The sequence below is a fragment of the Luteibacter sp. P1_D3 genome (genome assembly GCF_056406135.1).
The window spans coordinates 150,904-174,748 of record NZ_JBFUAT010000001.1 but is presented as its reverse complement, the minus strand read 5'-3'; the positions used below and the strand labels follow the sequence as shown (position 1 = coordinate 174,748).

At 65.1% G+C, this 23,845-nt stretch carries 24 protein-coding genes and 1 tRNA gene; 15 read left to right on the top strand and 10 right to left on the bottom strand.

Translation table 11 applies throughout. The features are described from left to right. Window positions 1–23: 23 nt before the first annotated feature. A complete protein-coding gene (locus AC1DYM_RS00825; RefSeq protein ID WP_477335034.1) occupies window positions 24–1,259 on the bottom strand; it encodes an ABC transporter permease in 1,236 nt (411 codons plus the stop codon). A 13-nt stretch (window positions 1,260–1,272) separates the two neighbouring features. Further along, window positions 1,273–2,580 carry an ABC transporter permease gene (locus AC1DYM_RS00820; protein WP_477335032.1) on the bottom strand — a complete coding sequence of 436 codons (1,308 nt, stop codon included), beginning with the start codon at window positions 2,578–2,580 and terminating at the stop codon, window positions 1,273–1,275. 247 nt (window positions 2,581–2,827) lie between these two features. On the opposite strand from AC1DYM_RS00820, the gene AC1DYM_RS00815 reads away from it, so the two are divergent. Further along, the gene (locus tag AC1DYM_RS00815) at window positions 2,828–3,316 is read left to right on the top strand and encodes a dihydrofolate reductase (RefSeq protein WP_477335030.1); all 489 of its coding nucleotides are present in this window, start codon (window positions 2,828–2,830) and stop codon (window positions 3,314–3,316) included. After that, window positions 3,316–4,248 carry a Nudix family hydrolase gene (locus AC1DYM_RS00810; RefSeq protein WP_477335028.1) on the top strand — a complete coding sequence of 311 codons (933 nt, stop codon included), beginning with the start codon at window positions 3,316–3,318 and terminating at the stop codon, window positions 4,246–4,248. The genes AC1DYM_RS00815 and AC1DYM_RS00810 overlap by 1 nt, the downstream gene beginning before the upstream one ends. A 97-nt stretch (window positions 4,249–4,345) precedes the next feature. Here the strand turns inward: AC1DYM_RS00810 and AC1DYM_RS00805 are convergent, their stop codons facing one another. From AC1DYM_RS00805 to uvrA, 4 genes are all read right to left on the bottom strand, one after another. Next, window positions 4,346–5,104 (bottom strand): enoyl-CoA hydratase/isomerase family protein, encoded by a 759-nt coding sequence (locus AC1DYM_RS00805; protein ID WP_477335026.1) that lies wholly within the window; start codon window positions 5,102–5,104, stop codon window positions 4,346–4,348. Window positions 5,105–5,145: 41 nt separating this feature from the next. Beyond that, window positions 5,146–6,612 (bottom strand): DUF4139 domain-containing protein, encoded by a 1,467-nt coding sequence (locus AC1DYM_RS00800; protein ID WP_477335024.1) that lies wholly within the window; start codon window positions 6,610–6,612, stop codon window positions 5,146–5,148. A 164-nt stretch (window positions 6,613–6,776) separates the two neighbouring features. Continuing rightward, window positions 6,777–7,211: an acyl-CoA thioesterase gene (locus tag AC1DYM_RS00795; protein WP_477335022.1), complete on the bottom strand. Its 435-nt coding sequence runs from the start codon at window positions 7,209–7,211 to the stop codon at window positions 6,777–6,779. Next, complete coding sequence (gene uvrA / locus AC1DYM_RS00790; protein WP_477335020.1) at window positions 7,208–10,240, bottom strand: excinuclease ABC subunit UvrA; 3,033 nt, start codon at window positions 10,238–10,240, stop codon at window positions 7,208–7,210. Before uvrA ends, AC1DYM_RS00795 begins: the two co-directional genes overlap by 4 nt. Before the next feature lie 201 nt (window positions 10,241–10,441). Between uvrA and AC1DYM_RS00785 the strand changes: the two genes are divergently transcribed. The 4 genes from AC1DYM_RS00785 to cgtA all read left to right on the top strand — a co-directional run bounded on the left by AC1DYM_RS00785 (window position 10,442) and on the right by cgtA (window position 13,144). Continuing rightward, a complete protein-coding gene (locus tag AC1DYM_RS00785) occupies window positions 10,442–10,978 on the top strand; it encodes a DUF2059 domain-containing protein (RefSeq protein WP_477335018.1) in 537 nt (178 codons plus the stop codon). 419 nt (window positions 10,979–11,397) lie between these two features. Continuing rightward, entirely contained in the window at window positions 11,398–11,712 is a 315-nt protein-coding gene (gene rplU, locus AC1DYM_RS00780; protein ID WP_071924846.1) for a 50S ribosomal protein L21, read from the top strand. A gap of 19 nt (window positions 11,713–11,731) precedes the next feature. Then, window positions 11,732–11,989: a 50S ribosomal protein L27 gene (gene rpmA / locus AC1DYM_RS00775; protein WP_071924845.1), complete on the top strand. Its 258-nt coding sequence runs from the start codon at window positions 11,732–11,734 to the stop codon at window positions 11,987–11,989. Window positions 11,990–12,079: 90 nt separating this feature from the next. Continuing rightward, entirely contained in the window at window positions 12,080–13,144 is a 1,065-nt protein-coding gene (cgtA, locus tag AC1DYM_RS00770; RefSeq protein ID WP_477335016.1) for an Obg family GTPase CgtA, read from the top strand. 221 nt (window positions 13,145–13,365) lie between these two features. Here cgtA and rpsT read toward each other — a convergent pair whose 3' ends face one another. After that, the gene (rpsT, locus tag AC1DYM_RS00765) at window positions 13,366–13,629 is read right to left on the bottom strand and encodes a 30S ribosomal protein S20 (protein WP_063571080.1); all 264 of its coding nucleotides are present in this window, start codon (window positions 13,627–13,629) and stop codon (window positions 13,366–13,368) included. 199 nt (window positions 13,630–13,828) lie between these two features. Between rpsT and murJ the strand changes: the two genes are divergently transcribed. From murJ to AC1DYM_RS00735, 6 genes are all read left to right on the top strand, one after another. After that, a complete protein-coding gene (murJ, locus tag AC1DYM_RS00760) occupies window positions 13,829–15,436 on the top strand; it encodes a murein biosynthesis integral membrane protein MurJ (protein WP_477335014.1) in 1,608 nt (535 codons plus the stop codon). A 100-nt stretch (window positions 15,437–15,536) separates the two neighbouring features. Beyond that, window positions 15,537–16,502: a bifunctional riboflavin kinase/FAD synthetase gene (locus AC1DYM_RS00755; protein ID WP_477335012.1), complete on the top strand. Its 966-nt coding sequence runs from the start codon at window positions 15,537–15,539 to the stop codon at window positions 16,500–16,502. Between the two features lie 5 nt (window positions 16,503–16,507). Continuing rightward, window positions 16,508–19,366 carry an isoleucine--tRNA ligase gene (gene ileS, locus AC1DYM_RS00750; RefSeq protein WP_477335010.1) on the top strand — a complete coding sequence of 953 codons (2,859 nt, stop codon included), beginning with the start codon at window positions 16,508–16,510 and terminating at the stop codon, window positions 19,364–19,366. Window positions 19,367–19,442: 76 nt separating this feature from the next. Then, window positions 19,443–19,949 carry a signal peptidase II gene (gene lspA, locus AC1DYM_RS00745; RefSeq protein WP_477335008.1) on the top strand — a complete coding sequence of 169 codons (507 nt, stop codon included), beginning with the start codon at window positions 19,443–19,445 and terminating at the stop codon, window positions 19,947–19,949. A gap of 192 nt (window positions 19,950–20,141) precedes the next feature. After that, window positions 20,142–21,083: a 4-hydroxy-3-methylbut-2-enyl diphosphate reductase gene (gene ispH / locus AC1DYM_RS00740; protein ID WP_477335006.1), complete on the top strand. Its 942-nt coding sequence runs from the start codon at window positions 20,142–20,144 to the stop codon at window positions 21,081–21,083. 41 nt (window positions 21,084–21,124) lie between these two features. Then, window positions 21,125–21,200: transfer RNA gene (locus tag AC1DYM_RS00735), tRNA-Thr, on the top strand. 89 nt (window positions 21,201–21,289) lie between these two features. Here the strand turns inward: AC1DYM_RS00735 and AC1DYM_RS00730 are convergent. Next, entirely contained in the window at window positions 21,290–21,727 is a 438-nt protein-coding gene (locus AC1DYM_RS00730; RefSeq protein WP_046969374.1) for a hypothetical protein, read from the bottom strand. 43 nt (window positions 21,728–21,770) lie between these two features. Here AC1DYM_RS00730 and AC1DYM_RS00725 point away from each other — a divergent pair, with 43 nt between their 5' ends. From AC1DYM_RS00725 to AC1DYM_RS00715, 3 genes are all read left to right on the top strand, one after another. After that, window positions 21,771–22,424 carry a GNAT family N-acetyltransferase gene (locus AC1DYM_RS00725; protein WP_477335004.1) on the top strand — a complete coding sequence of 218 codons (654 nt, stop codon included), beginning with the start codon at window positions 21,771–21,773 and terminating at the stop codon, window positions 22,422–22,424. A gap of 88 nt (window positions 22,425–22,512) precedes the next feature. Then, on the top strand, window positions 22,513–22,731 hold the full coding sequence (locus tag AC1DYM_RS00720; protein ID WP_046969375.1) for a DUF2188 domain-containing protein: 219 nt from the start codon (window positions 22,513–22,515) through the stop codon (window positions 22,729–22,731). 15 nt (window positions 22,732–22,746) lie between these two features. After that, window positions 22,747–22,944 carry a hypothetical protein gene (locus AC1DYM_RS00715; RefSeq protein ID WP_477335002.1) on the top strand — a complete coding sequence of 66 codons (198 nt, stop codon included), beginning with the start codon at window positions 22,747–22,749 and terminating at the stop codon, window positions 22,942–22,944. 22 nt (window positions 22,945–22,966) lie between these two features. On the opposite strand, the gene AC1DYM_RS00710 is transcribed toward AC1DYM_RS00715, so the two are convergent. Together AC1DYM_RS00710 and AC1DYM_RS00705 are read right to left on the bottom strand one after the other, a co-directional pair. After that, window positions 22,967–23,227, bottom strand: a complete 261-nt coding sequence (locus tag AC1DYM_RS00710) for a hypothetical protein (protein ID WP_477335000.1) — start codon at window positions 23,225–23,227, stop codon at window positions 22,967–22,969. Between the two features lie 104 nt (window positions 23,228–23,331). Beyond that, on the bottom strand, window positions 23,332–23,685 hold the full coding sequence (locus AC1DYM_RS00705; protein ID WP_477334998.1) for a hypothetical protein: 354 nt from the start codon (window positions 23,683–23,685) through the stop codon (window positions 23,332–23,334). Between the last annotated feature and the right edge of the window lie 160 nt (window positions 23,686–23,845).

Below are 23,845 nucleotides of genomic sequence, written 5' to 3'. Positions count from 1 at the left end.
CGGACAGGTTGTGATCCGTCGGCTCAGATCGTCCGCGTCGCCTCGACCGGAGGAACGCGTGACGCGCGCCGTGCCGGTGAGAGCACGGCCAGCTGGCCGAGCAGCAGCAGGATCACAGCCCCCGTGCCGACATAGAGCAGCGAAAGCCGTGACGTCTCGAAGGCGCGCATCATCCACGCGTTGACGCCGAATGCCAGCACGACGCCGGCGAGCGTACCGGCCAGGCTGATGAGTCCGTTCTCGGTGAGGAAATACACGAGGATGTCGCGACGCGTAGCGCCCAGCGCACGACGGATGCCGATCTGCCGACGACGTTGGCCTACCCAGAAACTGGTCAGTCCCACGATCCCGGCGGCGGTGACCACGAGCAGGGTGACGCAGATGCCGGCGAGCATCCAGGCCAGGCCGCGATCGCTGCGGTAGGCGATGTCGCGCACCTGACTGAAGGGCATGACGCCGTGTGGCTGTGGAATCACACGCCGTGTGCTCAATGTCTTGAGCGCCTCCGGCACGGAGCGCAGGAGCGCATTGAGCTGCCCCGGCTGCGCACGAACGACGAAGAACGCGCCACTGCCGGTGAGATGCATCGGCACGAAGATCGAATCCTCCCAGTAGATATCGTCGTTGCTATCGGTTTGCGGGGTTTGCACGTGCTCGACGATACCGACGATCGTGCTCGGACGAGAGTCGCTGTTGCCGATGTAGAACGCCTTGCCCAGTGCCTGGCCGTCGGGGAAAGCGCGCTTGGCCAGCGCACGCGTGATGATGATGGACGGTGCGTCGGGGCTGCCGTTGGGCACAAGGGCGCCGATGTCGTCGGAGCGGAAATTCCGCCCTTCGGCGATTTTTACACCAAGGGTGTTCAGTGCATGGTCGTCGACGAAGTAGATCGACGCACTTTCGCTGACGAAGTGCTTGCTGGTCGGATCCAGTCGCACGCCGCTTTGCCAGGCGCCGCCGATGAGCGGATACGCGTTGGTCGCGTACGCGTCCGCCACGCCGGGCAAGGCGCGCAGCATCGCCACGTCCGCCGCCTGTCGCGCGGGAAGTTCCGCCGCCGGTGCGACCCACTTGTTGTTGACGACCATCAGCTCGCTCTCGGCGATGCCCGTGTCGCGTGACAGGCGCTGCAAGCGTTGCTCGATGACGAAGATCGCGTTGCAGATGACGGCAAGGGTCAAGGCGACCTGCAGGGCGATGAGGATGGCGCCGGCCTTGTGATAGCGCAGCGCGGCGAGGATAGGGCGGAAAGGCGGCATATCGGACTCCGGATCAGCTGGCTTTGAGTTGCCATGCCGGCTGCACTCGTGAGGCGCGCCAGGTGGGATAGAAGGCGGCGACCAGGGTGCTCGCCAGGGCAACCAGGATCGTCAGGCCAAGCAGGGGCAGGCTCATGTGCACCAGGTCGGCGATGGCGGGGTCGAAGACGGCGCCGATGCACAGGGTCCCCAGGGCGGTGAAGATGACCCCGAGGGCGCCGCCGGCCAGTCCTACCGAGGCGGCCTCGAGCAGGAATTGCGTGTAGATGGCGCCGCGCGATGCGCCCAGTGCACGGCGTATGCCGATTTCCGGGGCGCGGCGCATGAATTTCGCCAGGAGCAGGCCGATGACGTTCACCAGGCAAATGACGAGGAAGGCCGCGGATACCAACAGACCCATGCGTGCCTCGGCGGGGACGACGTGACGGACGTTCAGCCATTCCATGACGTCACGCAGTCGCACGTTTGGCGGCCAGGTGAAGCGGCCGCTGCGCGTTTGTTCGGCGGCGTAGTCGTGCAGGAACTGCCGATAGGCCGTGGCGCTGGCGGCATCGGGCAGCTCCGCCCAGAAGCTGACGAACAGGCATTCGGAATGGACGAAGTTATCCCAGCCCGGTTTCGAAGGGCGGTTGCAGACGTTGCCCCCGGCCGGTTCCAGACCGTCGGTGATAGCCCGCGTGAACGGCATGTAGACCTCGCCTAGATCGCCGAACCCGTGCTTCGAATCCAGGTCGAAGAAGCGCGGCCGTGCATCCCAGTAGTCGGTGACGCCGACGACGCGGAAGGAGTGGCCGTCGAGATCGAGGTCGCGACCCACGCTGTCGACCCCACCGAACACGCGATCGTTGAGGCTCTTGGCGATTACGACGACGCGCGCCTGCCCGGCATCGTCGGCTGCCGACCAGGGGCCGCCGTAGATAAACGGCACGTCGAACATGGGAAACATGTCGGCCTGGACGGCGTAACCGCGTGCCGGCGAGGCCATCGTGTTCGGCTGATCGGGGACGACGGATACCCCGATGGGATACATCGGGGTCTGGCGTTTTGCCCGATGCGCGGCGGCCAGCGCTGTGGCATCACGCCAGGTCAACCAGTTCAGCGGTTCGCCATTGTCGGTGGAGTCAGGACCGTAGTTGTCGATCTGCGCGATGAACAGTTGCGAGGATTTTTCAGGTATGGGGTTGCCCGATGTCGCGCGGAATACCGCATAGCTCGTCATCGAGGCGGCGACGCCCACCCCGATCACCAGCACCATCAACAGCGTGAGCACCGGGTTGCGCCTGAGGCTGCGAAGCCCGAGTTGCACGTAGTAACCGAACATCGTTGGCGATCCCTGTGGTGTGTCCTTCAGGGCAGGGTAGCAAGGGCTGTGCCATGGCTTCGGCCGCGCCACGGGGCGACGCCCGGCCTAAGGGGCCTGTCCGCGGACAGATCGACGGCGGACAGGCGGACGTGGGCCGCCCGCGGGAACGCCGGCGTTAGTTTCTTCATCACACGCGGAGGACTACTATGCGGTCCGCAAGGGCCGCCGTGTGCGCCCGCTCCACCTCTCATCCGAAGGAAGCTACATGTCCGTTCACCTGGTTGCCGCGCTCGACGAGAATTTTGCCATCGGCAAGCAGGGAGGCCTGCCCTGGCACCTCCCCGAAGACCTGCGTCACTTCAAGCGCCTGACCATGGATAAGTCCGTGCTGATGGGGCGCAAGACCGCCGAGTCGATCGGCAAGGCGCTCCCGGACCGGGTGAACTATGTGCTTTCGCGCAAGGGCGAGGCCCCGTTTCCGGGTCAGATTACCGTGCGTTCGGTGGCCGAAGCACAGGCCAGCTGCAACCACGCGGGCCTGATGGTCATCGGCGGTGGTGAGGTGTTCCGCGAGGCGCTGCCGTACGCGCGCACGCTGTACCTGACCTGGGTCTATGCCGCGGTCGATGGCGCCGACGTGTTTTTCCCCGGCATCGACTTCAAGGAATGGGCCGAGGTCTCGCGCGTGCATCACAAGGCCGACAAGGACCACGCCCACTCGTTCGACATGGTCGAATACGTCCGGAACGTCTGATGCATGTCGTTGCCGGCGTCCTCGTCGACGGCGCCGGACGGATCCTCATCGCGCAGCGGCCGCCGGGCAAGCACCTGGCAGGGATGTGGGAGTTCCCCGGCGGTAAGCTCGAGGCGGGTGAAACGCCGCCGATGGCGCTCGAGCGCGAGCTGGACGAGGAGCTCGGGATTGCCGTCGACCCGCTCTCGTTCGAGGCGCTCGTGCGCATTCCGTGGACTTACGGCGAGCGGGCAATGCTGCTGGAGGCGATCCTGGTGCGCGCATGGGCCGGTGAGGCAAAAGCACTGGATGCGGCCGAGATTCGTTGGGCCGATCCCCGCGATATCGACCCTGCCTTGCTCGCTCCGGCCGACCGCCCGATCCTGGCGGCCACGCGGTTGCCGTCGCATTACCCGATCACGCCGCCTGATGTAACGGCCGACGCGGCCCTGGCTTTGCTGACCAGCGCGCTGGCGCGTGGCGAGCGGCTGCTCCAGCTGCGCGTGCCCGGCTTGCCGACAGAGGTGGTCCACGGCGTCGTCGCGCAGGTGTTGCCGGAGCTACGCGCGCTCGGCGCCACCTTGCTGCTGAATCGCGATATCGAAGGTGCGCATGCCTTCGGTGAAGGCGTCGGCGTGCATCTGGCGGCGTCGCAACTGAATCAGCTCGACGCTCGGCCGTTGCCGTTGTCACAGGTCGTCGCCGCGTCATGTCATGACGCGGACGAACTCGCGCGGGCCTCCGCATTGGGTTGCGACTTCGCGACCCTGTCGCCGGTGCAGGTCACGGCCAGCCATCCGGGTGCGGAGCCGCTCGGCTGGCCGCGCTTCGCGCAGCTCGCCGAGGGGGCTTCGTTGCCGGTGTATGCCTTGGGTGGGCTGGGGCCAGGTGATGGGATGGAGGCGCGGTTGCATGCGGCGCAGGGTGTGGCTGGTATTCGAGGGTTTCTGTAACTGTAAAAGCATCGCCGATGAATCGGCTCCTACAAAGGGCGGGCTTGTGTAGGAGCCGATTCATCGGCGATGGATCGCAAAGCGATCCTTTCCGACCTCAGGATTTCGACTTCAGCCGCGCAACCAACGCCCTCAACACACCCTGCGTTTCATCCGCAAAGAAATCATCGATGAAGCCAGGGTCGAGCAAGTGGGTCGTATCGCCCCAGACGGCGACCAGATCGGCGCGCGCGATGGCCCGCGTACGCAGCATCGCGTTCGGCGGCAGCTTCAGGATATCGGTCATCCAGATCACGGCGCGCTGGACGACCTGTTCGACGGTCGCCAGTTCGTCGACCAGGCCGATGGCGTGGGCCTGCTCGGCATCGACCATGGCGCCGGCGACGAGAAGGCGTTCAGCGCGGTAATTGCCGACGATGCGGCGCATGGCGAACTGGATCGGCTCGGGCACCGACAGGCCGACCTGTACCTCGTTGAGGCCGATCTTGTACGGACCGTGCGCCATGATCCGGTAGTCGCAGAACAACGACACCACGGCGCCGCCCGCGGGGCTGTGGCCGGTCACGGCGGCGACGGTGGGAATGCTCGATGCGGCGATCGCTCCGCAGAGGGCGAAGAATTCGTTCCAGAACTCCTGCACGCCGGCGCGATCGCGCTGGATCAGTGCCGGTACGTCCACGCCCGCCGAAAACATGCCCTGGGCACCGGAGAGAACGATGCCGCGCGCGCCGTTGGACGGTGCTTCGACGATGGCTTCGCGCAGCGCACGCACGAGGTGGATGTCGAAGGCGTTGACCGGCGCGCGTGCCATGCGGATTTCATGGATGCCGCCGTCGTGCGGAAGGATGTCGAGCATGGGCGCGTTTCCGTCGGTGATGTGGGGCCAATTATGACGCTTTACTGGTGTGGCAGGTCGGCGTCTGCCCAGGTGTAGCGCAGGGCGTAATCGAGATTGACCGAGCCGTTGGCCGGTACCTCCACCTGGAACTCGAGCAGGTCGGGCGTCGACTTCGTGGGCTTCACCGAGGACGACGTGACCGTCCAGGCGCGCCAGCGGCTCGGATGCTCACGCACCGTGATCGTTCGCTTTGTATCGCCCGCATTGCTCAGGGTCAGGCGGGTGCCTTCATCCATGCGATGCGAGGCGGCGTCCGCGCTGAACGATGTCTGTTCGCGCGTTGCGGTGAGGTCGAAGGCGTTGCCGAGCGAAATCGTCGCGTCCTTGTTCTTCGGGGTGTCGTCGAGACGGCCTTCGCCGAGCAGTTCCGCGTTGCCGTCACGATCGGTGGTGAGCACGCGCACGTAGCCCGATGGCAGCGCATCGAAAGCCTTGAAACGCAGGTTCGAGACGATCTGGGTCGACGGCGGCATGCCGATGTCGCGCTCCAGACGCGGCGCGTTGCCGTAGTAACGCAGGTTGGTGTCGTAGAGCGCCTCGCGCTCGCAATCGAGCGTGCGGCTGTCGTAAAGCGGCGTTTGCGTCACGCTGCCGTCGGGCAGGTCCACAGCGGCGGGCAGGGTGTACGTACGCAGGTCACCCAGGGTGGCCTGGCGCGGCTCCATGGAGGCGGCATCCATCGCCATCGCCGCCGGGGCGGCCCGGGCCATGAACACCTTGGGCTGCGGCGGCGCCTTGGCGCGCTGCGCGTCGCCGGCGACCAGTTTGAGGGAGACATCCTTCCAGTCCCGCCCACTGCGGTTGGCGATGCTGGCCGACGCATCGAAGTTCATCTTGCACGTGGCCCCCGGCGCGACGGTCGCCACGTAGGCGCCACGCCAGCCGAGGCCGGAGGTCGGATAGTCGAGCTGGGCGGTCGTGCTGCCCGCGCTGCCGCCGGCGACTCGCACCTGCAGCGTGGAGCCGCGGGCGAAGTCGGTGGCGTCGGCAGCGCGAAGGGCGCTGTAGCTCTTGATCAGGCTCGCCTGGCCACTGGCTTCGCGAATCACCAGGGTGTCGCCACCACGGACCAGGGTGCCGCTGGCGATCGGCTGGCCCGTGCTGCCGATGGCGGTCACGTTATGGCCGACCAGCCCGGCCACAGCGCCGTCGAAGCCCTGGCCTAGCAGGAGGCGCTGGGAGACGACACGCGTGCCCTTGCCGGGAAAGCGCAGGGATAGCGCTTCGCTGTCCAGGGCGGAGGGAAGGCCGTCGATGGAGAGGTCCTGGGCACCACCCTTCAGGTCGAAGTGGCGGCGCTCGTGAACCACCGCGTAGCCGTCACCCGACACTGCCTCGCCATTGGTGGCGAAAAGCTGATCCCCCTCGGCGCGGTAGAGGGTGAGCGCGGTGCGCTCGTCGGTAGCGGCGAAGGCCGGCAGCGCAATGGCACCGGCGATCGCGAGAACGAGTAAACGACGCGACATAGAGGCTCTCTCCGTGATGATCCTGCGGGATCATACCGGGGAGACGTGAACGGTGTAGGAGCCGGTGAATCGGCGATTGGGTGCTCGCGATAACCTGCCCGCTGCCGCGGGATCGCCGATGAATCGGCTCCTACAACAACGGCCTGGGGCCTACAAGAAAAACCTCAGCCGTTCTGTGMGTCGGCGACCGCGTCGCGAATGACCTGCGGCAGCGGCACGGGCCGGCCGGTCTTCGTGTTGATCCAGACCATGGTGACGCTGCCGTCGGCATGGATCTTCGTCGCGTCGTTGGAGTCGACGATGCGGTGACCGACGGTCATCGAGCTGTTGCCCATGCGGTTGGCGAAGAGTTCGATCTGAATATCGGCGGGCCATTCGATCGGCAGGCGATAGTTGATCTCGCTGTGCGCCATCACGGGTGCGCCTTCGTCGCTGTACCAGTCGCCGGGTAGCGCCTGCAGCCACTTCAGGCGGGCCTCCTGCAGGTAGACCAGGTAGTTGGCGTTGTTGACATGGTTATAGGCGTCCATGTCCTGCCAACGGACGTCCATCGGCGTGATGAACAGCGGAAGAGGCGTGTTCGAAGCGTCGGTGCTCATGCGGTTCGTTTCTTCTTTGCGGCCGTAGCCGCCTTCGCGGTGGATTTGACGGGCGCGGCCTTCGTGGCCGACGCCGCGGTTTTTGCAGATGCCTTCGTGGTCGCCGACTTGGCCGAAACCTGCTTGACGACAGCCTGCTTGGCGGCGGGCTTCGTCGCCGCTTTCGCTACCGTCTTGGTCACGTGCTTCGCCGCAGGCGTGGCGACGGGTGTCAGATGCGACTTCAGGAAGCGACCCGTGTGTGATTCCTTCGTCGCCGCCACCGTTTCCGGTGTGCCGCTGACCAGGATACGTCCGCCGCCGGACCCGCCCTCGGGGCCGAGATCGATCAACCAGTCGGCCGTCTTGATCACATCGAGGTTGTGCTCGATGACAACCACGGTATTACCGTGTTCGACCAGCTTGTGCAGCACATCGAGCAGCTGTTCGATGTCGTGGAAATGCAGGCCCGTCGTCGGCTCATCGAGAATGTAGAGCGTGCTGCCCGTGTCACGCTTGGACAGCTCTTTCGACAGCTTCACGCGCTGCGCTTCACCACCGGACAGGGTAGTCGCGCTCTGGCCGAGCTTGATGTAATCCAGGCCCACGGCGCGAAGCGTTTCCAGCTTGCGCGCGATTACCGGCACCGGCTCGAACAGCTTGAACGCGTCTTCCACCGTCATGTCGAGCACGTCGGCGATGGTGTGGCCCTTGTAGAGGACTTCGAGCGTTTCGCGGTTGTAGCGCTTGCCGTGGCAGACATCGCAGGGTACGTACACGTCCGGGAGGAAGTGCATCTCCACCTTGATCATGCCGTCGCCTTCGCAGGCCTCGCAGCGACCGCCACGTACGTTGAAGCTGAAACGGCCGGCCGAATAGCCGCGCTGGCGCGACTCCGGCACCTGCGCGTAAAGCTCACGCAGTGGCGTGAACAGGCCGGTATACGTGGCCGGATTGGAGCGTGGCGTGCGGCCGATCGGCGATTGGTCGATGTCGACCACCTTGTCGAACAGCTCGAGGCCTTCGATCGACTCATACGGTGCCGGCTGTTCGCCCGCACCGTTGAGTTCCATCGCAGCGAGGCGATAGAACGTGTCGTTGATCAGGGTGGATTTGCCGGAGCCGGACACGCCGGTGACGCAAGTAAAGGTGCCGACCGGAATGCGGACGTCGACATCCTTGAGGTTGTTACCCGTCGCGCCCTTGAGTTCGATCCATTTGTCGTCGCGCGGCTGCCGACGCTTCTTCGGCACGCGGATGCCGCGCTCGCCGGTCAGGTACTTCGCGGTCACCGAACGCGGCGACGCGAGGATGTCTTCCAGCGAACCTTCGCCGACAATTTCACCGCCGTGGACGCCGGCACCGGGGCCGATGTCGAGGATGTGGTCCGCCGCGCGGATCGCATCCTCGTCGTGCTCGACCACGATCACCGTATTGCCCAGGTCGCGCAGACGGGTGAGGGTGCCGAGCAGGCGTTCGTTGTCGCGCTGGTGTAGGCCGATGGACGGCTCGTCCAGCACGTACATCACGCCCACGAGGCCGGCACCGATCTGGCTGGCCAGGCGGATGCGCTGCGCTTCGCCGCCGGACAGCGAATCTGCCTGGCGATCGAGCGTGAGGTAGTTGAGGCCGACATCGTTGAGGAAGGTCAGCCGTTCGCGGATTTCCTTGACGATCTTGACGGCGATCTCACCGCGCCAGCCGGGCAGCTTGAGGTTTTCGAAGAAGCCGAGCGCGTTGTCGATGGCGAGCGAGGTCAGCTCCGGAATCGCACGGTCGGCGACGAAGACGTTACGTGCCGACGGGTTCAGGCGCTGGCCGCCGCAGTCCGGGCAGGGGTGGTCCGCGATGTAGCGCGAGAGTTCCTCACGCACGGCAGCGGACTCGGTCTCGCGGTAGCGACGCTCGAGGTTGGGCAGGATGCCCTCGAACTTGTGCTCGCGGGTGACCTTGCCGCCACGATCGGTGATGTAGCGGAAGGGGATGACGTCCTTGCCCGAACCGTTGAGAACGGCGTTCTGCATCGGCTTGGCCAGCTCGCGCCACGGGGTTTCCGGGTCGAAGCCGTAATACTTGGCCAGCGAGATGATCAGCTGGAAATAATGCGCATTGCGGCGGTCCCAGCCACGAATGGCGCCGCCGGCAAGGCTGAGTTCGGGATGGCCGACCACGCGCGAGGGATCGAAAACCTGGGTCACGCCCAGGCCGTCGCAGGTCGGGCAGGCGCCGACCGGGGAATTGAACGAGAACAGGCGCGGCTCGAGCTCCGGCAGCGAGTAGTCGCACATCGGGCAGGAGAAGCGCGAGGAGAACAGCTGCTCAGGCGCCTTCGCATCGTCCATGTCGACCAGGACGACAATGCCTTCACCGAGGCGGAGGGCGGTCTCGAAGGATTCCGCCAGGCGCTGCTTGATGTCGTCACGCGGGCGGAAGCGGTCGATCACGGCCTCGATCGTGTGCTTCTGGCGCAGCGTGAGCGGCGGCACGGCGTCGAGATCGTAGACCTCGCCGTCCACACGGGCACGGACAAAGCCCTGGGCGCGCAGCTGGTCGAAGACCTGCACGTGCTCGCCCTTGCGCTCGCGGATCACCGGCGCGAGAAGCATCCAGCGCTTGTCGGCATCGAGTGTCATCGCGGTGTCGACCATCTGGCTGACGGTCTGAGCCTCTAGCGCGATGCCGTGGGTCGGGCAGCGGGGTGTGCCGACTCGCGCGTAGAGCAGGCGCAGGTAGTCGTACACCTCGGTGATCGTACCGACGGTGGAGCGGGGGTTGTGGGAAGTCGACTTCTGCTCGATCGAGATGGCCGGCGAGAGGCCTTCGATCGTGTCCACGTCCGGCTTTTCCATGATCGAGAGGAATTGCCGCGCGTAGGCGGACAATGACTCGACATAGCGACGCTGGCCTTCGGCATAGATCGTGTCGAAAGCCAGCGAGGATTTACCGGATCCGGACAGCCCCGTGATCACGATCAGGCGATCGCGGGGCAGGTCGAGGTCGATATTCTTGAGATTGTGCGTGCGGGCGCCGCGGATGCGAATGCTGTCCATGTGCCGACAATGTGGGGGAAGCCCCCGACTATACCAAGGGTTTTCCGCCTTCATTCCGCCTCGACTTATGACGGTTCAGCACAGGTGATTTGCGGGATCGGTAGCTGGCCGTCAAGGCGTACCCGTCCGCGCCGGACGCGGCTACCATGGCCGCTACCCCGGGGAGGGGTGTGCCATCCATCCCAAAGAGGAACGTGACACATGCGTAAGTGGACAGGGATCGCCGTCGGCCTCGTGCTGGCGGGTTGTACGGGTCAGGCGCTTGCGGCGCAGCCCAGCGAGCAGCAGGTGCGCCAGTTGATGGACGCTGTGGGCATGGGCCGTATGCTCAGTCAGATGAACAGCCAGATGGCCGGTGTGATGCAGAACGCGCTGCCCTGCGTGCCGGCCAGCTACTGGCAGGGCTTTGTCGACGCCAATGCGACCAACCAGCTGATCGGCCGCATGGTGCCGGTCTACCAGAAGCATTTCACCGCCGAGGATATCGACGGCCTGCTCAAGTTCTACCGCTCGCCGCTCGGCCAGAAGGTGATCACCCAGATGCCGGCGACCATGGCCGAGGGCATGCAGATCGGCAAGGCCTGGGGCCAGGAGCGCGGCCAGCAGATGATTTCCCAGCTGCAGAGCCAGGGCACCCTGAATCCGCAGGGCCAGTGCCCGGCCAGCGGCACCGCCGCGAAGCCCGCTACGCCCGCAACCCCGGCGCCGGCTGCGCCGACGCCCTCTAAAAAGAAATAGCGCACCTGCAAGGCGGCGGTACACTGCCGCCAACAGGGTATGGGGTAGGAGCGGACTTGTCCGCGAACCCTCAGGCGCTCCCTTGGCGAATGAGGCTTTGCGCTGGCACAGGCCGGCTGTCCGATCTCACGGAGCGGGCGGTTGGCTCTGAGGCCTGAACAGCCGGCATGCACGAGGCGCCAGGCCTCCCTCGCCGAACCCGCCCCTGAGGGTTCGCCGCTGAAGCGGCTCCTACAGGGGTTTGGCATATGTCGTTGTTACGAAAGGTTTTAAGGGCTTTTGGCTCGACCGGCGCCCATCCCGCCCGCCTCGCCTTAACCATCTGATTGACCTTGCCTTTTCCCCTTGGCTATAATTCGCAGTTCGCAACACCCGTACGACCCTAAAAAGAACTACATAATCAGCAACAGGAAACAACCATGAGCTACGCAGTCATCAAGACCGGTGGCAAGCAGTATCGTGTGATGGCAGGCGAAATCCTGCGCGTCGAACTGCTCACCGCCGAAGTCGATTCCACCGTCCAGTTCGACCAGGTCCTCCTGGTAGGCGAAGGCGAGTCGGTCACCATTGGTGCCCCTCTGGTCGCCGGTGCCACCGTCAGCGCGACGGTTCGCGCCCACGGTCGCGCGGATAAGATCCGCATCGTCAAGTTCCGTCGTCGTAAGCACTACAAGCGTACGCAGGGACATCGTCAGCATTACACCGAAATCCAGATCACTGGCATCAACGCCTGATCTGCGGAGGATATGAGTCATGGCACATAAAAAAGGCGTAGGTTCCAGCCGCAACGGTCGCGATTCGAACCCGAAGTATCTCGGTGTGAAGATCTATGGCGGCCAGGCTGTTGAAGCCGGCAACATCATCGTTCGTCAGCGTGGTACCAAGTTCCATGCTGGCGTGGGCGTCGGCCTCGGCCGCGACCACACCCTGTTCGCCCTGATCGACGGCACGGTTGCCTTCAAGGTCCGTGGCGACAAGGGTCGCAAGTTTGTCGACGTCGTCACGGCGTAAGCCTGTTTCGACGCGATGACGAAGGCCCCGCCCACGGCGGGGCTTTTCGTTTGTAAAGCAGTATCACTTCTTCACCCAGGTTCCTTTCCCATGAAATTCGTCGACGAAGCACAGATCAGGGTCACGGCCGGTACCGGCGGCAACGGCTGCGTCAGCTTCCGTCGAGAAAAATTCATTCCGTTCGGCGGTCCCGATGGCGGCGACGGCGGCAACGGTGGTTCGGTCTGGCTCGTCGCCGACGAAGGGCTCAATACGCTCGTCGACTTCCGCCATATGCGCGCCTTCAAGGCTGAGCGCGGGCAGGGCGGCATGGGCAGCCAGATGTACGGCAAGGGCGGCGAAGATTCCGAAGTCCGCGTGCCGGTCGGCACCATCGTGATCAACGTCGACACCGACGAGGTGATCGGCGATCTCACGGCGCACGGCCAGCGCCTCAAGGTGGCGCAGGGCGGTCGCGGCGGTCTCGGCAATATCCATTTCAAGAGCTCGGTGAACCGCGCGCCGCGCAAGTTCACGCCGGGTACGCCGGGCGAAGTCCGCGACATCAAGCTCGAGATGCGCCTGCTCGCGGATGTCGGCCTGTTGGGCTTCCCCAATGCGGGCAAGAGCACGTTCATTCGCGCCGTGTCGGCGGCGACGCCGCGCGTGGCGGATTACCCGTTCACGACGCTGCACCCGAACCTGGGTGTCGTGCGCATCGGCTACGACCAGAGCTTCGTGATCGCGGATATCCCCGGGATCATCGAGGGTGCGGCCGAGGGCGCGGGCCTGGGTATCCAGTTCCTTCGCCATGTCTCGCGCACCAGCCTGTTGCTGCACGTGGTCGACATCCAGCCGATCGACGGCTCGGATCCGGTCGAGCAGGTCCGTACCATCGAGAAAGAGCTGGCGGAGTTCGATGCCGAGTTGGTCGAGCGTCCGCGCTGGCTGGTGATCAACAAGTCCGACGTCTTCTCCGACGAGGACGAGCTTAAGCGCGTGGCTGACGATATCGTCGCTCGTCTGGAGTGGAAGGGTCCCTGGTTCCTCGTCTCCGCCGCTGGCGAAATCGGTACCTGGGACGTCTGCCTCAAGGTGCAGCAGTTCTTCGACGAAGAGCGCGAAAAGCAGCGCGAGAACAAGGAACTGGCCGACGACGTGCGCATGCGCGAATAGGTAAATGTAGGAGCCGATTCATCGGCGAATAGTAAATTACCGCGCTGCGCAGCAGCGCTCCTCCAAGGTTGCTTGCGTTGGCCTCCTCGACGGAGGGGATCGCCGATGAATCGGCTCCTACCGAGCCAGGTCATCCTTACCGGGTCAAGCCACCGGAATCCACGCAACAAAAAAGCCGGCTTGCGCCGGCTTTTTTGCGAACTGCGATGTCGCGCAGGCAATTACGCCAGGTCGCGGATCTTCGCGTTCAGGCGGCTCTTGTGACGGGCAGCCTTGTTCTTGTGGATGAGGCCGCGTGCAGCGTAGCGGTCCATCACCGGCACGGCGACGGCATAAGCCGTGGCTGCGCCAGCCTTATCCTTGGCGTCGATCGCCTTGACGACCTTCTTCAGTGCGGAACGCACCATGGAGCGCGCGCTGACGTTGCGCAGACGGCGCTGCTCCGACTGACGCGCACGCTTCTTCGCGGACTTGATGTTGGCCAAGGTGAAGCTCCAGAGTTCTGTTGGTTTTAAGAAAGACGCCCATTTTGAGGCCAAAGACGGGTCGCGTCAATAGCTTAGAGCCCGCACGGGCGGGCCTGGAGGGCGGGCCGGGCTCCGTGCCCGGTAAATACCAGACCACAGACTGTCCTCCGCCTGCCCGCCGCTGTCAAACTAGGGGTTTGCAGTCACCCGGACACGGATGAAAACCCCCAGCCTTCTTCGCGGCGTGCTGTCTTTCAGTGGCATGACCATGGTCTCCCGTGTCCTCGGCCTGGTCCGCGACATGGCGATCAATGCCTCGTTCGGCGCCAATGCGGCCACCGATGCGTTCTGGGTGGCGTTCCGCATTCCGAACTTCATGCGCCGCCTGTTCGCCGAGGGCTCGTTCTCGACGGCCTTCGTGCCGGTGTTCACCGAGGTCAAGGAAACCCGACCGCACGACGACCTGAAGCAGCTCATGTCGCGCACGGCGGGAACGCTCGGCGGGGTGCTGCTGGTGGTGGTGGCCCTGGGTGTCCTCTTCGCGCCCCAGGTGACGGCGTTGTTCTCGCCCGGCGCGGTCGAGTCGCCCGACAAATTCGAGCTCACCGTCAACCTGCTGCGCCTGACGTTCCCTTTCCTGCTGTTCGTCTCGCTGACGGCCTTGTGTGGCGGGGCGCTCAACAGTTTCCACAAGTTCGGGCTGCCGGCGCTGACGCCGGTGATCCTCAACCTGTGCATGATTGCTGGCGCGCTCTGGCTGGCGCCGCGATTGCACACGCCGATCATGGCCATGGGCTGGGCGATCCTGCTCGCCGGCATCCTGCAGCTGGCGTTCCAGTTGCCGACGCTGCGCCGCCTCGACCTGCTCGCCGTGCCGCGCTGGGGCTGGAGCTCGCCGGATGTACGCCGGATCATGCGGCTGATGGTGCCGACCTTGTTCGGCTCCTCCGTGGCGCAGATCAACCTCCTGCTGGACACGGTGATCGCCTCGCTGCTGGTAGCCGGCTCGCAGAGCTGGCTGTCCCAGGCCGATCGTTTCCTTGAGCTGCCGCTGGGTGTGTTCGGTGTCGCCCTGGGCACGGTGATCCTGCCTTCGCTGTCGCGTCACCACGTGGGTGCGGACAAGGAAGCGTTCTCACGGGCCCTGGATTGGGGCCTGCGTACGACCTTGCTGATCGCGGTGCCGGCGATGTTTGCCCTGATGATCCTGTCCGTCCCGCTGGTAGCGACAATCTTCCAGCACGGGCGCTTCACCGCCTTCGATACACGCATGGCCTCGTTGTCGATTTCCGCGCTGAGCTTCGGCTTGCCGGCCTTCGCCCTGGTCAAGGTGGTGCTGCCGGCGTTCTACGCCCGCAAGGACACCCGGACACCGGTGCGCGCGGGCGTTGCCTCGCTGGTCGCCAACATGGTGTTCAACGTCGCCTTTCTCGCCCTGCTGTTCTACCTCTGGGCCACGCCGGCGCAGAAAGCCGGTTCCTGGTTCGCCGCGATTTCCGTCATTCCGGGCCTGCACATGGCCCTGGGCATGGCCAGTGCGCTGGCGAGTTACCTCAACCTGGCCCTGCTGTGGCGCTGGCTGGGCAAGGCCGGCGTGTACGAGCGCCAGCCCGGCTGGGCACGTCACCTGCTTCGCCTGGGTGTGGCCTGCGCGGCGATGATCGCCGTGCTCCTGGCCGGCCTGGCCCTTTGGCCGGAGTGGACCGACGTGGAGAAGTGGGAGCGGGTCGGGCGCCTCGCTGCGCTGGTCGTTGCCGGTGGCGGTGCCTACGTCGTGGCCTTGTTCGCGATGGGCTTCCGCCCGCGCGACCTGCGCACCCGTTGAGCCGACGACGAGGCCCCGGCGCGTCGCATTGTGCGGCGCAATGGGGCCGCTATACTGACCCGATGGCTTTTATTCCGCATCGCTTCCAGGACGCCTACGCATGACGCTGCGACTTCATCGCGACGTCGATGGACCCTGCCTGGCACCCGAGGGCAGCATCGTCGCGATCGGTGCTTTCGATGGCCTGCACCTCGGCCACCAGACCATCCTCGACGAGGTGCGTCGCCGTGCCGAAGCGCGGGGCCTCGTACCTGCCGTCATCACGTTCGAGCCCTTGCCGCGCGCTTATTTCTCGAAGGAGCCGGTACCGCGCCTGTCCGGCGTCCGTGAGAAGGCCGAAGGCATGGGCGCGGCCGGGATTCGCGAGTTGCTCTCGCTGCGTTTCGACGAGGCGCTGACCGCCATGTCCGCGGAGGACTTTATCCGCCGCGTGATCGTCGGGCGGTTGGCGGCCCGGGAAGTCTGGGTCGGCGAGGATTTTCGCTTCGGCCACCGCCGGGGCGGCGATTTTGCGCTGCTGCAGAGCATGGGTGCGGAGCTCGGTTTCACGGCCCACGCCGTACCGCCGGTGATCGTCGACGGCGAGCGTGTGTCGTCGTCCAAAGTACGGACCTTGCTCGGCGAGAGCCGTTTCGCCGAGGCCGCCCGCTTGCTCGGGCGCCCGTTCGTGATCGACGGACACGTCGAGCACGGGCAGCAGCTGGGCCGGACCCTTGGATATCCGACCGCGAATATCCATCTCAGTGAACGGGTCAGTCCCGTGCAGGGGATTTTCGCCGTACGCATCGGCGTCGGCGACGGCCCCTGCAGCTGGCCCGGTGTAGCGAGCCTCGGTTTCCGGCCGACGGTGAACGAGGTGCGTGAGCCCCTGCTCGAGGCGCACCTGTTCGACTTCTCCGGCGATCTCTACGGCCAGCGCATCGGCGTGGAGTTCGTACGGAAACTGCGTGACGAAGAGAAATTCGACGGCCTCGACGCCCTGACCGCGCAGATGCGCCAGGACGAGATCGCCGCCCGGCAAGCGCTTGGGATGAACCCCATCCTTGCCTCAGAAACCCACGGTTGACAGCGATGACCCAGGATTACAAGAACACCATCAACCTGCCGCAGACGGCGTTCCCGATGCGCGGCGACTTGCCCAAGCGCGAGCCCGGCTGGCTGGCCAACTGGGAGCGCGTGAATCGCTACGCGCAGATCCAGGAAAAGGCGGCCGACCGCGACAAGGTGTTCGTGCTGCACGACGGCCCGCCGTATGCGAACGGTGCGATTCACCTCGGGCATGCCGTGAACAAGGTGCTCAAGGATGTCGTCGTCAAGTCGAAGCTGATGGCGGGCTATCGCGCGCCTTACGTGCCGGGCTGGGACTGCCATGGCCTGCCCATCGAAATCGCGATCGAGAAGAAGTTCGGCAAGGCGGGCGACAAGCTCGACGCCGCTGCCTTCCGGCAGAAGTGCCGCGAATACGCGATGGCGCAGATCGACCTGCAGCGCGTCGACTTCAAGCGCCTCGGCGTCCTGGGCGACTGGGAAAAGCCGTATCGCACGCTCGATTTCACTTACGAAGCCGACATGATCCGCGCGCTCGCGCGCATCGTGGAGAACGGCCATGTCGTGCGTGGCGCGAAGCCGGTCTACTGGTGCTTCGACTGCGGTTCGGCATTGGCCGAGGCCGAGATCGAGTACGCCGACAAGACCTCGCCGGCTGTCGATGTCGCCTATGACGCGGCGGATCCGGTGTCCTTCGGTGCGCTGTTCGGTATCGCCGCTGGCGACGCCGTGATCGCCGTGCCGATCTGGACGACCACGCCGTGGACGCTGCCGTCCAGCCAGGCCGTGTCGCTCGGTGGCGAGATCGAGTACTCGCTCGTCGAAGGTCCGTCACGCAACGGCAAGCCGCTGCTCCTCGTCGTCGCCTCGGTGCTGGCGGAGAAGGCCCTTGCGCGCTACGGCGTCGATACCGTGAACGTACTCGGTCGCGTGCAGGGCGCGGTGCTCGAGAACCAGCCGCTGCGTCATCCGTTTTACGACAAGCAGGTCCCGGTCATCCTGGGCGAGCATGTGTCCGACGAAGACGGTACCGGCGCGGTGCACACCTCGCCCGACCACGGTGCGGAAGACTTCGTGGTCAGCCAGCACTACGGCATCGGCACGCTCAACTACGTGGATGGCCGCGGCGTGTACCGCAGCGACCTGCCGCTCGCGGGCGACGTGTCCTTCGCCGGCATGCATATCTGGAAGGCGAACGACGCCATCGTCGACCTGCTTCGCGATCGCGGTGTGTTGCTGGCTTTCGCCAAACTGACGCACAGCTATCCGCATTGCTGGCGCCACAAGACGCCGGTGATCTTCCGTGCCACGCCGCAGTGGTTCATCGGCATGGAACAGGCGGATCTGCGCCGCACCGCGCTTAGCTCGATCAAGTCCGTGCGCTGGGTCCCGGGTTGGGGTGAAGAGCGTATCGCCGGCATGGTCGACGGTCGTCCCGACTGGTGCATCTCGCGCCAGCGTACGTGGGGCGTGCCGATCGCTCTGTTCGTTGACAAGAACACGCATGAGCCGCATCCGGACAGCGTCGAGCTGCTGGAGAAAGTGGCGCAGCGTGTCGCCCGCGAAGGCATCGATGTCTGGTTCTCGCTGGATGCGCGCGAGCTGCTTGGCGACGACGTCGACAAGTACGAGAAGGTCACCGACGTTCTCGACGTGTGGTTCGATTCGGGTGTCAGCCACTTCGCCGTGGTCGGTGCGCGTCCGGAGCTGCAGGCGGGTGACGCCAGCGAATACAAGGTGATGTACCTGGAGGGCTCCGATCAGCATCGCGGCTGGTTCCAGTCGTCGTTGCTCACCTCGGCGGCGATCAACGGCCGTGCACCTTACGACCATGTGCTCACCCACGGTTTCACCGTGGACGCGCAGGGCCGCAAGATGTCCAAGTCCATGGGCAACGGCATCGAGCCGCAGGACATCATGAAGACCCTCGGCGCGGACATTCTGCGCCTGTGGATCTGCTCGACCGATTACCGCAACGAAATGTCGCTGTCGGACGAGATCCTCAAGCGCGTGGCGGATACGTATCGGCGCGTGCGCAACACGGCGCGCTTCCTGCTCGGCAACCTCGACGGCTTCGATCCGGACAAGCACCTGCTGCCGACGGCGGGCTGCCTCGACCTGGATCGTTGGGCCGTGCAGCAGGCCGCCGACACGCAGACGGCGATCGTCGCCGCGTACGAGCGCTATGACTTCCCGGAAATCGTCCAGCGCGTGCAGAACTTCTGCACGAACGAACTGGGTGCGCTGTACCTCGACATCACCAAGGACCGCCTGTACACGATGCCGACCGACAGCCGTGGTCGTCGCAGTGCGCAGAGTGCGATGTACCGCATTCTCGAAGCGATGGTCCGCTGGCTGGCACCGATCGTCACTTTCACCGCCGAGGAAATCTGGGCGAGCATGCCCGGTTCGCGCAGCGAATCCGTGCTGTTCGAGACCTGGTACGACGGCCTCGACGTGCGCGAAGACGGTGATGCGCGTGGCTGGTGGTCGACCCTGCTGGCCATTCGTGCATCCGCCTCGCAGGTGCTCGAAGGCATGCGCAAGGGTGGGCAGATCGGCGCCTCGCTCGACGCGACGCTGACGATTCACGCCGACACCGCCACGCAGGCGGCGCTGGCCGAATCCGCCAGCGAGCTGCGCTTCTTCTTCATCACCTCGGACGTCACCCTCGCGCCACTGGAGGGCCGTCCGGCCTCCGCCGAACGCGTGGAGCTCGACGGTGCCGAGATTTACGTTTCGGCGGATGTGAGCGAGGCGGTGAAGTGCATCCGTTGCTGGCACCATCGCCCGGATGTCGGCGTGGATCCGGAACACCCCGAGATCTGCGGGCGTTGCGTCGAGAACGTAACAGGGCAGGGCGAAGATCGCCGCTGGTTCTGAGGAACCGGTCCCGACCCGATCCACCCGCGCCGCCACACGGCGGCGCGGCCGCTCCGCTTCGACATGGCCTGTCTGAATGACCGAACGCCCTAAACCCAACGCGCTTTCCTGGCTCTGGCTTGCCGCCGCCATGATCGGCCTCGACCAGCTCACCAAGTGGTGGGCCTTGACCGCGCTGCAGCCGGCGGAGACCCCGCATCCGGTGATTCCGGGGATCCTCAACTGGACGCTCACCTTCAACACGGGTGCGGCGTTCAGCTTTCTCGCCGATAGCGCGGGCTGGCAGCGCTGGTTCTTCGTGGTGCTGGCGGCGGTGATCAGCGCCACGCTGAGCGTCTGGCTGTCGCGCACTCCGCGTGCCGACTGGCGCACGGCGGCTCCGCTGGCCCTGATCGTGGGTGGGGCCCTGGGTAACGTTATCGACCGGCTGCATGCGGCCAAGGTGACGGACTTCATCCAGGTGTTCCTGGGCAGCTACCCGTTCCCGGTGTTCAATGTGGCGGACTCGGCGATCAGCGTGGGTGCGGTTTCGATGATTTTGTTCAGCCTGTTCACGGGGCATGAGAAGCCGGCTTCGGGCTGAGGTGGGGAATCCGGGCCGCGCTGGGCGCGGTTCGCCGATGAACCGGCTCCTGCCAACGCCGGTGAGGCGCTCTCGGACCGCTCGGTAGGAGCCGATTCATCGGCGATCCCCGTCAAACGCGCCCGTCCGGCAGCCATGCGATAATTCGAACGTCCCGGCGTCCCAGGCGCCACCGCTCATTCGAGGTCCCCCTTGGACATCCTGCTCGCCAATCCCCGCGGTTTCTGCGCCGGTGTCGATCGCGCGATCGCCATCGTGGAGCGCGCGCTCGAGTCTTACGGTGCGCCGATCTACGTGCGTCATGAAGTCGTGCACAACCGCTTCGTCGTCGAGCGCCTGCGTGCCGATGGCGCCGTGTTCGTCGAGGAGCTGGACGAAGTGCCGGATGGCTCCACGGTGATTTTCAGCGCCCACGGCGTGCCCAAGGCCGTGCGTGAGGAAGCCGACCGTCGTCGGCTTAACGTGTTCGATGCCACGTGCCCGCTGGTGACCAAGGTGCATATGGAAGTCGCGCGCCTCGGGCGTGCCGGCCACGACGTCGTCCTGATCGGTCATGCCGGCCATCCGGAAGTCGAAGGCACGATGGGGCAGTGGAACCCCGCCAACAGCGGCAACATCTACCTGGTCGAATCGGTGGAAGACGTGGCGTCGCTGACGCCATCGCAGCCGCAGAAGCTGGCCTTCGTCACCCAGACAACATTGTCGGTCGATGACACGATCGCCATCATCGGTGCGCTGCGCGCGAAGTTCGCCGCCATCGAAGGTCCACGCAAGGACGACATCTGCTACGCCACGCAGAATCGCCAGGATGCCGTGCGGCGCCTGGCGGATGCGGTGGATCTCGTTCTGGTCGTCGGTTCGGTGAACAGTTCGAACTCGAACCGGCTCAAGGAGCTGGCGGAGAAGCAGGGCGTCACCTCGTTCCTGATCGACGGCGCCGAGCATATCGAGCGCAGCTGGCTGGACGGCAAGACGCGCATCGGCGTGACCGCCGGCGCCTCGGCACCGGAAAAGCTGGTCCAGGAGGTCATCGCGCGCTTGCAGTCGTGGGGTGCCGGTACCGTCCGCGAACTCGATGGCGAGGCCGAAAACATCACGTTTGCCCTGCCTAAAGAGCTCCGCCTCGCAGGTTAGGCTTGCGCCCCGCACCAAGCTTCCCTAAAATCCCCGTTCTCGCCGAAATAGCTCAGTTGGTAGAGCGCGTCATTCGTAATGATGAGGTCGTAGGTTCGATTCCTATTTTCGGCACCACCATTCTTCCCGGACTGCCGTCGAGCGGTCCCGGAGGCACAAAAAAACCCGCCGGTGCGGGTTTTTTTGTGCCTGAGATCCGGCGTGGATCACGCGGCGAGTCGCGCGTCCTCGGCGAGGTAGCGCAGTCCGATGGACAACGCCATGTTGTAACCCGCGCCTGCATTGCCCGGTACCACCACGCTGACCAGCGAGGGATGGCCAGGCACGAGCGCCGACGCATCCGCTTCATCGCTGCCGTCATGAATCTCGATATAGGGCACGCGCAGGTGGGCGAGGGCGTCGCGCAGCGGGGCGATGTCTTCCGGTGGCACGTCATTGGCGTCGACATCGAGCAGCACGAGCTCCGCGTGGTCACCGGTAGAGCGGTCGAGGTAGCCGGTCAGCTCGACGAAATCCTGGCAAGGCCGCCACAGCAGGTCGATGCCGGCGGCTTGTGCACGTTCCCACAGTCGCCACATCGCGTCATCCGCCAGATTGGCGTGTACCGCGTCGTGACGCGGGCCGGTGATCACGACGATCGACATCGTTCGCTGCTCCAACAGGTCGGGAGTGCAGTATCGAATCGCCATGCGTAAAAACGCTGCGCCGTTCGGGCGCTTTTCGGGTAATGCCTGCGTAAAGAAATGCTACCGTCCGCTGAAAACCCGTGAGGAACCCATCGTGGACGGTACACAGGACATCGCCATCGTCACCGCGCGCCTGCAGCTGGATCGCCTCGTCGAGGCCGACGCACCAGCTCTTTTTGCCTACCGCGGCGATGATGCCGTCGCCCGCTACCAGGGCTGGAAGCCTGCAGATGCGACGGCGGCCGAGGCCTTCATCGCGGATCAGGCGCGACTCGCGTTCGGCACGGCGGACAGCTGGTGCCAGCTGGCCATTCGCGACAAGGCGACCGGGGAGCTGCTTGGCGATGTCGGCGTGCATTTTCCCGCCAGCACCGATGAGCCGATCGAATTCGGGCTCTCCCTGCGGCCAAAGCGGCAGGGTCAGGGTTTCGCCCGTGAGGCCATGGCGGCCCTGCTCGACCTGGCCTTTGGCGAATGGGCGTACCGCCGGGCGGTGGGCTCGGTGGACCCGCGTAACGTGTCCAGCATGGCCCTGCTGCGGTCACTGGGTTTTCGGCAAGAAGCCCATCACGTCGAGAGCTATTTCTTCCGGGGCGAGTGGGTCGACGATGTCATTTTCGCGATGCTCGCGCGGGAATGGTTACGTCATCCCTGAGGCCGCCGGGCGCCGGATGCCGCTCGACACATACGCGATCTTCATGTTCGGGGTGCGACATAGGGCGGAGCCCTGCGCGGACATCACCATGAGCGAGCGTTACGTGCGCATCTACGTCGTCCAGCCCCCCGAGACCGGGGCGGAGTGGGCCGTGCGCGTCGACTCCGACAAGCCGCTGCGGTTTCGCCACGAGAAAGACGCCTTGAGCTATGCGCTGCGCCAGGCGCGGGCGCGTAGCGGAGAAGGTGTATCGGTCGAACTAAGGGTGGAAGACGATCATGGCCACTGGCGGTCCATGGCGCTTTGACCCACGGGAACAGCCATGCACACACCAGTTCAGCACTACAGGGGCTACGACATCCTCTGCAGCGCGAGCGGCTATACGTTACTGCGGCATGACGTCGAGGTACTGACCGTCGGGCCGCGCGATGCGGGCAACCACTTGCAGGACTGCGCTCATCTCGACCAGTTACTCGAGCAGGCAAAGGCGAGTGTGGACAAGCTCCTCGATCGCGTCTGATCGACCCGATCCCCAGCCGGCGTCAGGCGGCAGCGAGTCGGGCGAGAGCGGCGGCGCTGGGCGGGGCCAGATGGCCGAGGGCGGCGGGGGGCAGGAAGCGCCAGTCGCTCAGGCGACGGGGCAGCCGCGAACTGGCGTGAGTTTCACGCAAGCTGGCCACAGCCGTTTCCGGGGAATCGAAACGACCCACTTCGCTGTCGCCGCACAAGGCGCGCCAGCGGTGGCCGTGATGGACGATGCGGAAAAGACCGTCGGTCGAGGTAAAGACATATTGCGCGAGCACGGAACACTCCTTCGTGACCCGTGCATTGTCGCCGCGCGGTCGTGACCGCTTTGTTATCCCGAGGCTACGGTGTGGTGTCGGTGGTGGCCGCGTTGTGACGAAGATTACTGCGGCGGTCTGGCGTCCATCACGTTATTCACGATGATGACCACTTCCCGGCAGCTGCTCGCCGACAGTTCGGTGAGGTCGTCGTTGTTGTTGCGAAGCTTCTGGATGAGGTCGCGTGCGCTCTGTTGACCCGTTACATAATCGGAGCTGCTCGTGCCACCGCTTACCAGCACATTGACCTTGGCCCGGAAGCCATCGATCGTCGAACCGGGCAAGCCGCAGACGAACTGGCCGATGACATCGGCATGGCCGGCTTCACCCAGTGTCATGCCAGGAAGTGTTCCTGCGGACGCCGAGGCGACGGGCGCGATCAGGCAGGCTGCAATCAGAAGTGCGCGGATGGAACGCATGGATTTCCCCTTGGAAAAGCTGGCGGCGGCTGAAGCATGAGACCGTCCCGGCCGCTGCGCAAGCCCGGCCCGACAGGGAATGTGCGCTGCGCCACAGACCGTCCCGTTTGTCGGATTTAGCCTACCGCTCGTCGTCAGGCGCTTGATTGACGGCCTGGGG